This window comes from Pseudaeromonas sp. HNCC25DJ182 (genome assembly GCF_055413365.1).
On the sequence record NZ_JBVAYG010000022.1, the window covers coordinates 26605 to 40648 of the forward strand.

Genomic DNA, 14044 nt, shown 5'->3' on the forward strand with positions numbered 1-14044 from the left:
TCACAATGTCGGGTGCACAGGGAATTTCTCCTATGTCGGAACAATTTTTTTACTTTATCCAGCAACTGCTCAATGGCCTGACCATTGGCAGTACCTATGCGTTGATCGCCATTGGCTACACCATGGTCTACGGCATCATCGGCATGATTAACTTTGCCCATGGCGAAATCTATATGTTGGGGTCCTATGTTGCTTTTATGGTGATTGCGGCTCTGATGATGATGGGGATCGACAGCACAGTGCTGCTGATGGGCAGCGCCTTCGCTATCTCGATCATTATTACCAGCTGCTATGGCTGGACCATAGAGCGGGTGGCCTATCGGCCCTTGCGGGGCAGCAACCGGCTGATCCCGCTGATCTCCGCGATCGGTATGTCGATTTTTTTGCAGAACGTGGTGCGTTTCGCCCAAGGCTCGCGGGACATTGCGATGCCGGCGCTGGTCACCGGCGGCTTCGAATTCGGGCCCGAGAATTTTGCCGCCAGTCTCTCCTGGATGCAGATCATCATCTTCGTGGTGACCTTTGTCACCATGTACGGCCTGACCCAGTTTATCGCCCGTTCCCGTATGGGCCGCGCCTGTCGTGCCTGTGCTGAAGATATCAAGATGGCCAACCTGCTGGGGATCAACACCAATAATGTGATTGCCCTGACTTTCGTCATCGGTGCGGCACTGGCTTCGATTGCCGGGGTCTTGCTGGGGATGTACTACGGCGTCATCAATCCGTCCATCGGCTTCATGGCGGGCCTCAAGGCCTTCACCGCCGCCGTGCTTGGCGGTATCGGCTCTATTCCCGGCGCTATGCTCGGTGGTTTGATCCTGGGGGTCACCGAAGCATTGACCTCCGGTTATCTGAGTTCCGAATACAAGGATGTGGTGGCGTTTGCCCTGTTGCTGGCGATCTTGCTGTTTATGCCGACCGGTATTCTTGGCCGTCCTGAAGTGGAGAAGGTGTGATGCATTTTAAACATGCCTGTATTGCCAGCGTGATGACGCTGTTGCTGACTCTCTGGCTGTTCGGCTTCCAGCTGCAGGCCGAGGGTGTCGGCCTGACGGTGGTCAGCCAGATGGGTACCAATGGCCCGGCCTTGTTCATCGGTGTGGCCATCGTGTTCTTCTTCCAGCTGTTCCGTGAGCGGATCCTGGGGGTTTTTGGTCAGGTGGGCGCGCGGACACCCAAGCTGGTACTGCCGAGCAAAAATGACAAACCGGGTCTGTACCGTTTGGGCTCTTTGCTGATCCTGGGTGCTCTGATCGTTTTGCCGTTTGTCGCCAGCCGGAGCGTAGTCGACTTGGCGACGCTGACCCTGATCTATGTGATGCTGGGTCTGGGGCTCAACGTGCAGGTGGGTCTGGCAGGTTTGCTGGATCTGGGCTATGTCGGCTTCTATGCCGTGGGTGCCTACAGCTATGCCCTGCTGAACCAATACTTCGGTTTCAGCTTCTGGGAAGCCTTGCCACTGGCCGGACTGCTGGCCGCGGGATTCGGCTTCCTGCTCGGCTTTCCGGTGCTGCGTCTGCGGGGGGATTATCTGGCCATCGTCACCTTAGGCTTTGGTGAAGTGATCCGTATCCTGCTGAATAACCTTAACTTCATTACCGGTGGGCCGAACGGTATCTCCGGTATCCCCAAGCCGACCTTGTTCGGCCTGGAGTTTGCGCGCAAGGCAGAAGAGGCGGGTGGGCAAACCTTCCACCAATTCTTCGGCATCAAATATGTGGCGGACCATAAGGTCATTTTCCTCTATCTGATGGCCGTCTTGCTGGTGCTGTTTACCCTGTTTGTCATCAACCGCCTGCTGCGTATGCCGCTGGGACGGGCGTGGGAAGCGTTGCGGGAAGATGAAATTGCCTGCCGTTCCCTGGGGCTGAATCCGACCGTGATCAAGCTCAGTGCCTTTGCCATCGGTGCCGCTTTTGCCGGCTTCGCCGGTAGCTTCTTCGCCGCCCGGCAGGGCTTTATCAGTCCGGAATCGTTCAACTTCATCGAGTCGGCCATCATCCTGGCCATAGTGGTGTTGGGGGGTATGGGATCCCAGTTGGGTATAGTGCTGGCGGCTATTGTCATGACCCTGCTGCCGGAAATGGCGCGCGAGTTCAATGAATACCGGATGGTGATGTTTGGTCTGTTGATGGTGGTGATGATGCTGTGGCGGCCGCAAGGTCTGCTGCCGATGACCCGTCAACACATGGAGGTGCCGAAATGAGCAAGATGTTGGAGGTTTCGGACCTGACCATGCGCTTTGGTGGTCTGGTGGCCGTGAACAAGGTAGCCCTGCAGGTGGAAGAGAAACAGATCGTCTCCATCATAGGGCCCAACGGAGCTGGCAAGACCACGGTCTTCAACTGCCTGACCGGCTTCTATCGTCCCAGCGGCGGCATCATCCGTTATGCCGGTGAAGAGATCCAGGGATTACCGGGGCACCTGATTGCCCGTAAAGGGGTGGTACGTACATTCCAGCACGTGCGTCTGTTCAAAGAGATGACCGCGCTGGAAAACCTGCTGGTGGCCCAGCATCGTCACATGCATGGTGGTCTGTTACAGGGCATCATCAAGACTCCGGCCTTCCGGCGTTCGGAAAAGGAGGCTCTGGATCGGGCGCTGTTCTGGTTGGACAAGGTGGGCTTGACCGAGATGGCCAATCGCCCGGCTACGGGCTTGGCTTATGGTCAGCAACGTCGGCTGGAGATTGCCCGTTGCATGTGCACCCAGCCCAAGTTGCTGATGCTGGATGAGCCAGCGGCGGGTTTGAACCCGAAGGAGACCCACGACCTGGATGATCTCATCCGCCTGCTGCGTGATGAGTTCGGTGTGTCCGTGTTGCTGATCGAGCATGATATGAAGCTGGTGATGGAAATTTCTGACCAGATCTATGTGGTCAACCAGGGATGTCCGCTGGCCGAAGGCAAGCCGGAACAGGTGAAGAACAATCCGGCCGTGATCAAGGCCTATCTGGGCGAGTTTTGAGGTATCAGATGCTGGAATTCAAGAACGTTTCCACCTATTACGGCAAGATCCAGGCGCTGCACGATGTCAGCTTGCACATCAACAAGGGTGAGATCGTCACCCTGATCGGTGCCAACGGGGCAGGAAAAACCACCCTGCTGATGACGCTGTGTGGCGATCCGAAGCCGCAATCCGGGCAAGTGCTGTTTGAAGGGCAGGACATTACCCAGTGGCATACCGCCAAGATCATGCGCGGTGACATCGCCATAGTGCCGGAAGGGCGCCGTATCTTCAGTCGCCTGACGGTCGAAGAAAACCTCTACATGGGTGCTTTCTTCGTCGACAAGGCGGAGCAGGAGAGCTTGCTGGCCGAAGTCTACGAGCTGTTTCCGCGTCTCAAGGAGCGGGTGCATCAGCGGGCGGGCACCATGTCCGGCGGCGAGCAGCAGATGCTGGCCATTGGCCGTGCGTTGATGAGCAAACCGCGCCTGTTGTTGCTGGATGAGCCCTCGCTCGGGCTGGCCCCCATCATCATCCAGCAGATCTTCGAGATCATCGAACGGCTGCGGGATCGGGGCATGACCATCTTCCTGGTGGAGCAGAATGCCAACCAGGCGCTGAAGCTGGCGGATCGGGGCTATGTGCTGGAAACGGGCCGAGTGGTACTGGCTGGCACGGGTGCCGAATTGCTGGCCGATCCGGCGGTACGTCAGGCTTATCTGGGGGGGTGATACCCGCGACTGCTGATTGCGGCAGCTAGAAACGAACCCTGTAGTAGAACGAGGGATCATCCGATGTGAGTCGGGTGATCCTTTTTTTTAACAATCGGGTAAACTGGGCGCTGATTTTGACAGGAGTAGCCCATGTCCGAGTTCCAACATATTTCCCTGGCCGCCGCCGATACTCTGCTGCAGGCTGGCGCGGCGCGGCTGGTGGACATTCGCGATCCGGCCAGTTTCCGTAGCGCCCATGCGCCCGGAGCCTTTCACCTGACCAACGACACGCTCGTCCCCTTCATGCAACAGACCGACTTTGAGACCCCAGTGCTGGTGATGTGCTACCACGGCCATAGTAGCCAGGGAGCAGCCCAATACCTGGTCAACCAGGGCTTTACCGAGGTCTACAGCGTGGATGGTGGCTTTGAAGGCTGGCGCCTGGCGTTTCCGGTGGAAACCTCCGCTGCTGATGGGCAGGGTCGGGTGTCATGAAACAATTGCTGGTGATCAATGATGCGCGGCTGGCACAAAGCCTGGCCGACTATCTTTCCAGTCGGGGCATGCATTGCGAGCTCACTCAGTCCGAGGTTGGTATTACCGTCTGGCTGGCGGACGAGAGTCGCAGCGGCGAGGCTGAACCCGAGGTCAAACGCTTCCTCAAAGAGCCCTACCATCCACGCTATGCCGAAGCCTCCTGGCAGAGCGGTACGCCGAATAGTCGTATCGATTACAGCGCCGGGCACCACAGTCTGACCGCACATTTCTTGATGCAGGCAGGCCCTGTGACCTTGCTGGTGATGGCGGTGTGTACCTGCCTGTATGTCCTGCAACTGATTGGCCTGAATCTCTATGCCAGCCTGAGTTTCCATCAGGATGTCTCCCAATTGAGCGGCTGGCAGATCTGGCGCTTTGTAACTCCGGCGTTTTTGCATTTTTCGGCCCTGCATCTGATCTTCAATCTGATGTGGTGGTGGTATCTGGCTGGATTGGTGGAGCGGCAACTGGGGAGCAGTAAGCTGCTGACCCTGCTGCTGGTGGGAGCTGTGATCCCCAATTTATTGGAGTTTCTGCTCTCCGGACCGGATTTTGGTGGTCTGTCGGCGGTGGTGAATACCCTGGTGGGTTATTGCTGGATCGTCGGTCGCATGAAGCCTGACGGCGAGGTCAAGCTACAAGATGGTATCTTCATCTTCATGGTGGTCTGGCTAGCCATCGGCTTTAGTGGCCTGTTGGGCAACAATCTGGCGAATGCTGCCCTTCTCAGCGGTTTGGCCATTGGCCTGCTGCACGGCTGGCTGGACGGTCGTAAACCGACCACGTCTGTATCCTGAGTGGCTTATTGATACAAGAAGTTGGTAAACAGCAGGTCACGGATTACCTTGCGACCCTCCTCCTTGGTCAGTAGCTCTTCGACCTTGGCCTTGCAGGCGAGACGGGTTTTTTCCCGTCCTTCCTGGGACTTCACATCATCCAGAGTCTGGGAGCCCAGCAGGGTGTTGATGGCGTCTCGTAGCAAGGGGTCGTGCTTCTTCAGCAGTTCGATATCGGCGGCGTTGTCGACCATGATATCGACCTTCACCCGCACGTAACCGAGCGTCGGCCCTGTGGTGATGAAGTTGGTGATGAATTCCGGATCCAGGGTGTAGTAGCCAATCCCGGCCGGTTGTGCGGCGCCTTCTCCTTCGCCCTCTCCGCCGCCTTCTTGGGCAAACGTGGTCAGTGGAGCCAAGCAGGTGGCGAGCATCAGCAGGAGGAGAGGCAGTGTCTTGCGCATGAGGTCGGCTTCCGGTCGGTCGATAAAAAGGGCGATGGCGCCCATTCTTGGCGGTGCATGCTTGGCCGTCAAGAGTTCTCCTCTTTACTATGGGTGCGGGATGGCGATTTTGTGTTGTTTCTTTGATGGGTGTGTCTTTGCAAGCTGTATTCCCTGAGTCTGATTGGTGCGCGGTCGCGCCCCTGTCGCGGATTGACTGGTTGCCTCTGGATCCGGCTGTGGTACCTCAAGCGGTTCTGGGCTGGTTGGCCGAGCAGGGTTCGCTGACCCGACGGCTGCGAGCCGAGGCCGGTGACTTGTCGGTGATCTGCCTGCAGCAAGGTGTAACGGATGCCGAACCCGGGCTCTGGCAACGACAGGTGTTGCTGCTGAAATCGGGTCGCCCCTGGGTCTGGGGCTTGACCCAGGCGCCGTTGAGTACCCTGGCGTGTTATCCGCAGTTGGCCACCCAAGGTGAGCAGCCGTTGGGCGACTGGTTGTTCGGGGTGGCGGGTGCGACACGAGAAGGGTTGGTCTGGGCCGATCTGGTGGCCGATCCGGCTCTGCGTCAGGTACTGGCCGCATGGCAATTACCAGCACCTGGGGTGCTGTGGGCGCGTCGTTCGCGCCTGCTATTATCCGGTGGCGACTGTACGATCACCGAAGTATTTTTACCGGACGCGCCCCTGTATGCGGGTGGCGAGGAGAAGGAATAACCATGCAGTTGGTGACGCGGACCCCCTGGGCCGCCTATTGGCAACTGGCCCGGATGGACAAACCGATTGGCACGCTCTTGCTGCTCTGGCCGACCCTGTGGGCGCTGTGGCTGGCGTCGGCCGGGCAACCGGATTGGTGGGCTCTGCTGGTCTTTACGCTTGGCGTCTTCCTGATGCGCTCTGCCGGTTGTGTCATCAATGATTATGCCGATCGCCACGTCGACGGCCATGTCAAACGGACGGCCCTGCGGCCATTGCCCGCCGGGCGCTTGACGACGCGTCAGGCGCTGCTGTTCTTTGCCGCCCTGGTGGGCTTGTCGTTTCTGCTGGTATTGACCCTCAACCGATTTACCATAGCCCTGTCATTGGTGGGGCTGGTGCTGGCGGTGCTCTATCCCTTTATGAAGCGGGTGACGCATCTGCCGCAACTGGTGTTGGGTTTAGCCTTCTCCTGGTCCATTCCCATGGCCTGGGCGGCGGTCACCGCTGACTTGGCCTGGAGCACCTGGTTGCTTTTCATGGCCAATGCGACCTGGACCGTGGCCTATGACACCTACTACGCCATGGTGGATCGGGATGATGATGTGCGCATCGGCGTCAAATCGACGGCGATCCTGTTTGGCCGCTATGATCTGCCGATCATCGCCCTGTTGCAGCTCGTCACCTTGCTGTTGCTGCTGTTGGTTGGCTGGTTGCAGGCTCTGCAATGGCCTTTCTACGGCAGCTTGCTGGTGGCTGCCGGCCTGTTTGTGCAACAGGGCTGGTTGGCCCGGCATCGGGATCGGGAGGCTTGCTTCCATGCCTTCCTGGCTAATAACTGGGTGGGTGCCGTGATTTTCTTGGGCATATTCCTGTCCGGGCTGTTGGCGGGATAATAAATTAATTTATAACGCATTGATTTTATTGGTGTGTCATAAGGATGTCGGCTCAATGTCGTCACGTGTCGTTCATGGATTAGTGGATAGTCTCACTCGAACACCAGAAGCAGAGGGATCACAATGAATGTTCGTAAACTTAGACTGCAACGGCAGTGGTCCCAAGACCAGCTCGCGCAATTAAGTGGCCTGAGTATTCGCACCATCCAGCGTATAGAGAGGGGCCAGACTCCTGGGCTTGAATCACGAAAATCTCTCGCCGCTGTTTTTGATGTTCCCGTCGAGACACCACCCGAGGAACAGGATATGACACACCAACAATCCATAGATCCAGTAGAGCAAAAGACCATCGAATACGTTCGCGACATCAAGGGCTTTTATTCACACGCCATCAAGTATGTGCTGGTGATTACCATGCTCTTCATCATCAACCTGGCGACAGCGCCTGGCTATATCTGGGCCTGGTGGCCCATGTTGGGCTGGGGTATCGGGGTGCTGTTTCATGGTCTGAATGTGTTTGAAGTGTTTAATTTCTTCGGACCCGCATGGGAAAAGCGCCAGATCGAAAAACGGCTCGGCCGCAAGTTGTAACGCGGGCAAAAAAGCGCCCCTGAATCCAGCCATTGGTGCAGGATTCAGGGGCGCTTTATATGTGCTGCGCTCGGACGTTAACGAGCGGGCATCAGCAGGGTGCGACGCACCCGATCCGGCAGCAGGGGTAGCAAAATGGCCGCCAGTTCTGCCAGTGCCTCGCTGTTCTGAGTCACCGGCTGATCGTCACCCTGGCACTGCAGATACTGTTCCTGCTGCAGGCTCAGCAACAAGGTCTTGAACAGGCTCTTGTCGCTGAATTCCGGGGCATGAATGCCATGCAGGGTCGCCAGCCGTACTGCCATCATCTGACTGTCTGATTCCAACTGCTGCAGGGTGATCGCCGGCTGCTGCTGGATCTGTGACAGGGTAATGGCGTAGCGCTGCAGGGTCTCCTGAATGCTCTGTCCCAACAACAACAGCCGCATCTGCTCTTCCGGACGCACCCAGTAGCCATCGTTATGTTCTTCGATCAGCGCCAGCTCCTGGAACGCGGCGAGAATAGCCGGCACCTGGGTATCCAGCGCCTCCAGTTCATAACGCAGGAACAACTCGTTCTTGAGCAATGGATAAATCCGTCGGCAACGCGCCAGCAGATCGATGTCATTGATCCCCTCGTTACGCTCGATCAGGGTGGCGATCAGGCTGGGCAGCGCGAACAGATGCAGGATCGTGTTGCGGTAGAAGGTCATCAGGATCGCCTGGTAGCGATCCATGCTGATGATTTGGCCAAGCTTATCCTCTTCCACCTGGAACTTGTTCAGCTCCAGTGCCTGCTCCAGTAGCTCCTCGGCACTGGCCGTCGGCACCGTATTGAACGGGCTGTAGGGCACCCGTTGCAACAGTGCGGTGTAGAGGCGGATCTGGGCCAGCAGATCTTCCCGCGGCAGTGCCTGTTTGTCGGTGGCCAGTAGAGCCAGAGCACTCAGGGTCAGGCCATTGACCGCGGCGGCGTCATTGATGCGAGTCATCAGCTGCTTGGCCAGAATATCCACGGTCGCGGGCAACCACTCGGGGCGGCATTGGCCGGTTGGATCTATGTCATCCCGCCATTCGGGAACCTGCTGTTGCAGGAACTGATGCAGGGTCAGTGGCTCGCCGAAGTTGACGAAGCTGCGGCCAAAGTTGCGCAATTTGCCCAGGATCCCGACCACCTGCCACAGGCTCTCCTTCTCCTTGCGGCTGCCCTTGAGCTCCTTGAGGTATGTGTTCACTTCCATCACATGCTCGTAGCCCAGATAGACGGGGACAAAGGTCAGGGGGCGCTTGATGCCGCGTAACTGCGCCTGCAGCGTCATGGCGATCATGCCGGTTTTCGGCTGCAACAGTCGTCCGGTGCGGGAGCGGCCACCTTCGGTGAAATACTCCACCGCATAGCCACGGGCAAACAGCTGGCTCAGGTATTCACGGAACACTGTGCTATAGAGCTTGTCGCCTTTGAAGCTACGCCGCAGGAAGAAGGCACCACCATGACGGAACACGGGCCCCGCCGGCCAGAAATTCAGGTTGATCCCGGCGGCAATATGCGGCGGCACCATGCCCTGATGGTAGATGACATAGGAGAGCAGCAGATAGTCCATGTGGCTGCGGTGGCAGGGCATGTAGATGATCTCATGGCCTTCCCGGGCCAACCGGCGCACCTTCTCGGCACCACGAACCGTGATGCCGCGATACAGCTTATTCCATAGCCAGCCGAGGAAGTAGTCGCCGAAGCGGATCAGCCGATAGGAGAAATCGGATGCCATCTCGTCGAGATAACCTAGGGCCCGGGCGCGCATCAGCTCTTCGCTGCTGCCTTCACTCTGCGCCTGTTCGGCGATGGCGCGGACTATGTTGTCGCTGCGCAACAGTTCACGAAACAGGGCCTGGCGATCGGGCAGCCGTGGTCCCTTGGCGGCCTGACGCTGACGGCTGAAGTGGATACGCGCCACTCGTGCCAGCTTGTGAGCCACCACTTCGTCGGTGCCGAGCTCGGTGACCAGGCTACGCAAAGACACTGGCGTCGAGAAGCGGACCCGGTTTTCCCGACCATACAGCAACACCATAGCGGCTTTGCGCAATGCGCCTGGCGTCTGGTGTGGCGGTTGTAGCCGGTGCGGGCGTTCACGGCCCGGGGCGCGATGCCACAGCAGAGTCACCGGAACCAACTGGATATCCAGTTGCGCGTTCTGTTCGTGCAGACTCAACCATTCGCGAAAGGTGTCCAGGTGGGGTATGCCACTGCGCGGGTTGCCGAGGAGCGACGGCGTACGATCCAGGCAGACATAGCGCGGGTGACTCACCCCTTGTACGGTGAGCGGCGAAAATGGATTGGGCAGTCCCAACTCTTTGGCACAGAGCTCCAGGGTCAGCAGATCGCTCAGCGAGTCAGTGCTCAGGGCATAAACAATGGGTCGTCCCAAGTCGAGACCCAATTGGCCCAATGGGTCTTCCGGGAGACTGCTGTGGTTGACCAGTAGACGAACAGGCAAGCGGCATAGGGCCCGGGCCAGGGAAAAGCCGAAGGACATGGTGCTGTATCCTCAAAAAAAATGCGGCGCCAGCATAGCAAAACTGGCCCGACTTGTCGTGGAATGCTGACTTGTGTCATGAGTGGAGAGCTTTTGTAACCTTTGTCCGGCATTTATCTTGCGCTTGATAAATGCCTGTATATACTCACAGTTATCTGTATAAATAGACAGGCAAACGCCATGAAACATCTGACCCCTCGCCAAACTGAAGTGCTGGAACTGATCAAGGAATGCATGCAGCAGACCGGAATGCCGCCGACCCGGGCCGAGATTGCTGCCCAATTGGGTTTCAAGTCTGCCAATGCGGCGGAGGAGCACCTCAAGGCCCTGGCGCGCAAGGGGGTGATCCACATCATGCCGGGTACTTCCCGTGGCATTCAGCTGCTGCAAGAGGACGTAGTCGAAGAGGAGTTGGGCCTGCCATTGATCGGTCAGGTGGCGGCCGGTGAGCCAATCCTGGCCGCCGAGCATGTCGAGACTCACTACCAGATCGATCCCGCCATGTTTCAACCCAGAGCCGATTTCCTGCTGCGGGTGCAGGGGATGAGTATGAAAAATATCGGCATTCTGGATGGCGATCTGCTGGCGGTGCACAAGACCGAACAGGTGCGCAACGGTCAGGTCGTGGTGGCCCGGGTCGGTGATGACGAGGTCACGGTCAAACGCTTCGAGCGCAAGGGCAATCAGGTGCGTTTGCTGCCGGAAAACGAGGCGCTGGAGCCGATCCAGGTCGATTTGACCGAACAATCGCTGAGCATTGAAGGGCTGGCGGTGGGTGTGATCCGCAACGGCAGCTGGCACTAGTTTGTTCATCTTGGCAGGCAGGCCGGACAGCGGACTGGCCTGCCAGTCTTCATGCTACGGTGGCGTAATCCACAGCATGCCGTGGCAATTTCCCCGTTCCAGACGTTTCCCCTTGGGGTAGAATGGCATTTTTCCCCTCAGGTCCCCATTGCTCCGATGTTTCATATCGCCCTGTTTGAACCGCAAATTGCTCCCAATACCGGCAATATCATCCGTCTGGTGGCGAATAATGGCTGCCATCTGCATCTGATTGAACCTCTGGGTTTCGATCTGGAAGAGAAAAAGCTGCGGCGGGCCGGTCTGGACTATCACGATCTGGCGACTGTAACCCGTCATCGCAACTATGCGGCATTTGCCGAGGCCATGCAGGGCCGTCGGATCTTTGCCCTGACCACCAAGGGCACGACGCCTCACACCACACCTGCCTATCAGGCCGGTGATGTTCTGCTCTTCGGTTCGGAAACTTCCGGCCTGCCCGATGCCGTTCGCAACAGCTTGCCGCAGGATCATCTGATCCGCATCCCCATGCTCAGCAGTTCGCGCAGCCTGAACTTGTCGAATGCCGTTGCCATTGTCAGCTACGAGGCCTGGCGTCAGCTTGATTTTGCCGTCACGGGTTGAGCGCCAGTGGCTGTCCTGTCTGGCATCGGGCGGTGACAACGAGGCCTGAGTGTCTATACTTTGCTCATCCTCGTAATCACAGGGGCTTCATGCCGGAAGGTGGCCAGATATGACCTTTGCCGCTCGGTGGCTCTATTCACTGTGTATTGGCGTCCTGTTGATGATGTCTCTGGGCCAGAGTGCGTTTGCCCGGGAGTGTGTGGCCGTCATCACGGCAGGGACGGGGCACCACTTCTGGCGAGCCCTTGAGGCTGGTGCTTTGCAGGCGGGCAGTGAGCTGGGCGTGGATATTTTCTTTCGCGTGCTCTACGACGAAACCTCTGTCGATGCCCAAGAGCAGATCCTGCGGGAAGCCCTGGAAAAGCAGTGTATTGGTGTGGTTCTGGCGTCCAACTCACCGGAACATCGCAAGACTCTGGATCTGTTTAGACAAAAAAATTTACCCATTGTGTTGATCGATCGGAGTATGGCGCTAGGGACTGTCTACGCCCAGGTCATGACCAATAATTATCGGGCTGGTCAACAGGCGGCGCGAGAGATGATAGCGCGCCTGCGAGGCGAGGGGGCGGTGACGGTTTTAAGGTTGAAACCGGGAGTGGCTTCCACCGATGCCCGTGAACAGGGTTTTCTCGATGAGATCAAAAAATCCAGTTTGAAGTTATTGCCGCCCGCTTATCTTGGCTCCGGGATCGTTGAAATCCGACATAATGCGGACCTTTATTTGCAGCAGAATATGGCCGAATTGGATGGTTTATTTACCCCCAATGAATCGACGACGCTGGGTGTCATGGCCGAAATAAAAAGAAAAGGCCAAAAAAAACGCCTGATACATATTGGCTTTGATTATAATCGTTATCTGATTCAGGGGCTTGAATCCGGAGAGGTTGATGGTTTATTACTTCAGCAGCCCCATGCCATCGGCTTTCAGGGCGTCAAGTTGGTCATGGCGGCTCATGGTGGCCAGCCCGCACCTCAGGAGGTGATCTACACCCCGGTATTTTATCTCACAGTCGAGAATATGCACTCTGCACAAGCGCAGCAATTTCTTGATTTATATAATGATGAAGGTAGCATGATGCGAATTAGGAAATAAAAATTCGAGCATAGATTAAAATTTATTCTTTTATTCTTTTATTCTTTTATTCTTTTATTCTTTTATTCTTTTATTCTTTTATTCTTTTATTCTTTTATTCTTTTATTCTTTTATTCTTTTATTCTTTTATTCCTTTATTTCTTTATTTCTTTATTTCTTGTTTAATATTGTAAGTTTTTAGGCTCAATTAAATGCATTATTTAATTCTGTGCTCGTTCCATATTATGGATGACGTCTATGACGGGGCGTTTATCACCCATTCCTGGCATCCTCTCCGTTGCCCGTGGTCACCCATGATGCGGCTGTCGTCTCCTGTCTCCCGTGGCCAGGTCGTTCGTCATTCTATCCCTGGGTGAATTCGGGAGCAGGCCTGCATTTGTCCGTCTGGCTGGCGGGATGGCTCGGCCGGGGATTGTCCTTACCTTGCCAACAGGTATGATAGTGATCCTTTTCACATTCGGAGGTGCGGAATGCCTCCTGGTTCGTCGGGGATGACACTGTGACCACTACTTCCTACTCGCGCTGGGTGACGCTCGCGGGTCTGGCTTCAACGGCAACCGCCGGAATACTGATTATCGCCAAGCTGGCCGCCTGGTTGATGACGGGCTCTTCCAGTCTGCTGGCATCATTGACCGACTCGCTGATGGACATTAGTGCTTCCATCATCAATCTGGTGGCGATCCGCTATGCCCTGGTGCCTGCCGATTCGGATCACAGCTTTGGCCATGGCAAAGCCGAGTCGCTAGCCAGTCTGGCCCAGGCGGCATTTATCACCGGCTCCGCGGTCGTGCTGGTGATGAATGGTTTCTCCCGCATGGTCAATCCGGAGCCGATGCGCCATCTGGATATCGGTATCTGGGTGACGGTCGGGGCCCTGTTACTGACCTTATTGCTGGTGCTGTTCCAAAGCATGGTGGTACAAAAGACCCAGAGTCAGGCCATCAAGGCGGATCGTCTGCACTACCAATCCGATCTGTTATTCAATGCCGGTGTCTTGCTGGCGCTGGGTTGTTCCTGGTATGGCTGGTTGTGGGCCGATGGCCTGTTTGCCATGCTGCTGGGGCTTTATATCCTCAAGGGCGCGCTGCAGATTGGCTATGAAGCGGTACAGACGCTGCTGGATCGGCAACTGCCGGATGAGGAGCGGGAGCAGATCATCACGCTGGCAACCTCGGTCGCTGGGGTACATGGTATCCACGACCTGCGTACCCGTCAGTCCGGTCCGTTGCGCTTTATTCAGCTCCATCTCGAACTGGATGACTCCTTGCCGCTGGTGAAGGCTCATGATCTGGCGGATCGGGCCGAGGCGCAGATCCGCGAGGCTTTCCCGGAGGCCGATGTCATCATTCATATGGACCCTATTTCTGTATTGCAACGGGAAGACGCTGTCTCCCGTCACCCCGAAGCGCAAGGATGAGC

At 56.9% G+C, this 14044-nt stretch carries 15 protein-coding genes; 13 read left to right on the forward strand and 2 right to left on the reverse strand.

Annotated features, from left to right (window positions below; all coding sequences use genetic code 11):
* The first annotated feature begins 32 nt into the window (after positions 1-32).
* The 6 genes from livH (at position 33) to glpG (ending at position 4993) form a co-directional block, all read left to right on the forward strand.
* Positions 33-956, forward strand: coding sequence for a high-affinity branched-chain amino acid ABC transporter permease LivH (gene livH, locus ACZYUB_RS15440; RefSeq protein ID WP_463949141.1), 924 nt, complete (start codon positions 33-35; stop codon positions 954-956).
* The gene (locus ACZYUB_RS15445; RefSeq protein WP_463949142.1) at positions 956-2206 is read left to right on the forward strand and encodes a high-affinity branched-chain amino acid ABC transporter permease LivM; all 1251 of its coding nucleotides are present in this window, start codon (positions 956-958) and stop codon (positions 2204-2206) included. The genes livH and ACZYUB_RS15445 overlap by 1 nt, the downstream gene beginning before the upstream one ends.
* Positions 2203-2967 carry a high-affinity branched-chain amino acid ABC transporter ATP-binding protein LivG gene (gene livG, locus ACZYUB_RS15450; protein ID WP_463949143.1) on the forward strand — a complete coding sequence of 255 codons (765 nt, stop codon included), beginning with the start codon at positions 2203-2205 and terminating at the stop codon, positions 2965-2967. The genes ACZYUB_RS15445 and livG overlap by 4 nt, the downstream gene beginning before the upstream one ends.
* Before the next feature lie 8 nt (positions 2968-2975).
* Positions 2976-3677 carry an ABC transporter ATP-binding protein gene (locus ACZYUB_RS15455; protein WP_463949144.1) on the forward strand — a complete coding sequence of 234 codons (702 nt, stop codon included), beginning with the start codon at positions 2976-2978 and terminating at the stop codon, positions 3675-3677.
* A gap of 132 nt (positions 3678-3809) precedes the next feature.
* Positions 3810-4154: a thiosulfate sulfurtransferase GlpE gene (glpE, locus tag ACZYUB_RS15460; RefSeq protein ID WP_463949145.1), complete on the forward strand. Its 345-nt coding sequence runs from the start codon at positions 3810-3812 to the stop codon at positions 4152-4154.
* Positions 4151-4993, forward strand: a complete 843-nt coding sequence (gene glpG / locus ACZYUB_RS15465) for a rhomboid family intramembrane serine protease GlpG (RefSeq protein WP_463949146.1) — start codon at positions 4151-4153, stop codon at positions 4991-4993. Before glpE ends, glpG begins: the two co-directional genes overlap by 4 nt.
* Before the next feature lie 5 nt (positions 4994-4998).
* Here glpG and ACZYUB_RS15470 read toward each other — a convergent pair whose 3' ends face one another.
* A complete protein-coding gene (locus ACZYUB_RS15470) occupies positions 4999-5508 on the reverse strand; it encodes a flagellar basal body-associated FliL family protein (protein WP_463949147.1) in 510 nt (169 codons plus the stop codon).
* A gap of 65 nt (positions 5509-5573) precedes the next feature.
* On the opposite strand from ACZYUB_RS15470, the gene ACZYUB_RS15475 reads away from it, so the two are divergent.
* The 3 genes from ACZYUB_RS15475 (at position 5574) to ACZYUB_RS15485 (ending at position 7597) form a co-directional block, all read left to right on the forward strand.
* The gene (locus tag ACZYUB_RS15475) at positions 5574-6131 is read left to right on the forward strand and encodes a chorismate--pyruvate lyase family protein (protein WP_463949148.1); all 558 of its coding nucleotides are present in this window, start codon (positions 5574-5576) and stop codon (positions 6129-6131) included.
* A gap of 2 nt (positions 6132-6133) precedes the next feature.
* Complete coding sequence (ubiA, locus tag ACZYUB_RS15480) at positions 6134-7006, forward strand: 4-hydroxybenzoate octaprenyltransferase (protein ID WP_463949149.1); 873 nt, start codon at positions 6134-6136, stop codon at positions 7004-7006.
* A gap of 123 nt (positions 7007-7129) precedes the next feature.
* Entirely contained in the window at positions 7130-7597 is a 468-nt protein-coding gene (locus ACZYUB_RS15485; protein ID WP_463949150.1) for a 2TM domain-containing protein, read from the forward strand.
* Between the two features lie 77 nt (positions 7598-7674).
* On the opposite strand, the gene plsB is transcribed toward ACZYUB_RS15485, so the two are convergent.
* Positions 7675-10107, reverse strand: a complete 2433-nt coding sequence (gene plsB, locus ACZYUB_RS15490) for a glycerol-3-phosphate 1-O-acyltransferase PlsB (protein ID WP_463949151.1) — start codon at positions 10105-10107, stop codon at positions 7675-7677.
* Positions 10108-10287: 180 nt separating this feature from the next.
* On the opposite strand from plsB, the gene lexA reads away from it, so the two are divergent.
* From lexA to fieF, 4 genes are all read left to right on the forward strand, one after another.
* Entirely contained in the window at positions 10288-10911 is a 624-nt protein-coding gene (gene lexA / locus ACZYUB_RS15495; RefSeq protein WP_463949152.1) for a transcriptional repressor LexA, read from the forward strand.
* A gap of 156 nt (positions 10912-11067) precedes the next feature.
* Complete coding sequence (locus tag ACZYUB_RS15500; RefSeq protein WP_463949153.1) at positions 11068-11532, forward strand: tRNA (cytidine(34)-2'-O)-methyltransferase; 465 nt, start codon at positions 11068-11070, stop codon at positions 11530-11532.
* Positions 11533-11641: 109 nt separating this feature from the next.
* Positions 11642-12625, forward strand: a complete 984-nt coding sequence (locus ACZYUB_RS15505) for a substrate-binding domain-containing protein (protein ID WP_463949154.1) — start codon at positions 11642-11644, stop codon at positions 12623-12625.
* A 499-nt stretch (positions 12626-13124) separates the two neighbouring features.
* Positions 13125-14042: a cation efflux pump FieF gene (fieF, locus tag ACZYUB_RS15510; protein WP_463949155.1), complete on the forward strand. Its 918-nt coding sequence runs from the start codon at positions 13125-13127 to the stop codon at positions 14040-14042.
* Positions 14043-14044: the final 2 nt, after the last annotated feature.

Bases quoted from the DNA above. Each gene is read 5' to 3' on its own strand.
- livH (WP_463949141.1), top strand. From the start codon at position 33: ATGTCGGAACAATTTTTTTACTTTATCCAGCAACTGCTCAATGGCCTG.
- ACZYUB_RS15445 (WP_463949142.1), top strand. From the start codon at position 956: ATGCATTTTAAACATGCCTGTATTGCCAGCGTGATGACGCTGTTGCTG.
- livG (WP_463949143.1), top strand. From the start codon at position 2,203: ATGAGCAAGATGTTGGAGGTTTCGGACCTGACCATGCGCTTTGGTGGT.
- ACZYUB_RS15455 (WP_463949144.1), top strand. From the start codon at position 2,976: ATGCTGGAATTCAAGAACGTTTCCACCTATTACGGCAAGATCCAGGCG.
- glpE (WP_463949145.1), top strand. From the start codon at position 3,810: ATGTCCGAGTTCCAACATATTTCCCTGGCCGCCGCCGATACTCTGCTG.
- glpG (WP_463949146.1), top strand. From the start codon at position 4,151: ATGAAACAATTGCTGGTGATCAATGATGCGCGGCTGGCACAAAGCCTG.
- ubiA (WP_463949149.1), top strand. From the start codon at position 6,134: ATGCAGTTGGTGACGCGGACCCCCTGGGCCGCCTATTGGCAACTGGCC.
- ACZYUB_RS15485 (WP_463949150.1), top strand. From the start codon at position 7,130: ATGAATGTTCGTAAACTTAGACTGCAACGGCAGTGGTCCCAAGACCAG.
- plsB (WP_463949151.1), bottom strand. From the start codon at position 10,107: ATGTCCTTCGGCTTTTCCCTGGCCCGGGCCCTATGCCGCTTGCCTGTT.
- lexA (WP_463949152.1), top strand. From the start codon at position 10,288: ATGAAACATCTGACCCCTCGCCAAACTGAAGTGCTGGAACTGATCAAG.
- ACZYUB_RS15500 (WP_463949153.1), top strand. From the start codon at position 11,068: ATGTTTCATATCGCCCTGTTTGAACCGCAAATTGCTCCCAATACCGGC.
- ACZYUB_RS15505 (WP_463949154.1), top strand. From the start codon at position 11,642: ATGACCTTTGCCGCTCGGTGGCTCTATTCACTGTGTATTGGCGTCCTG.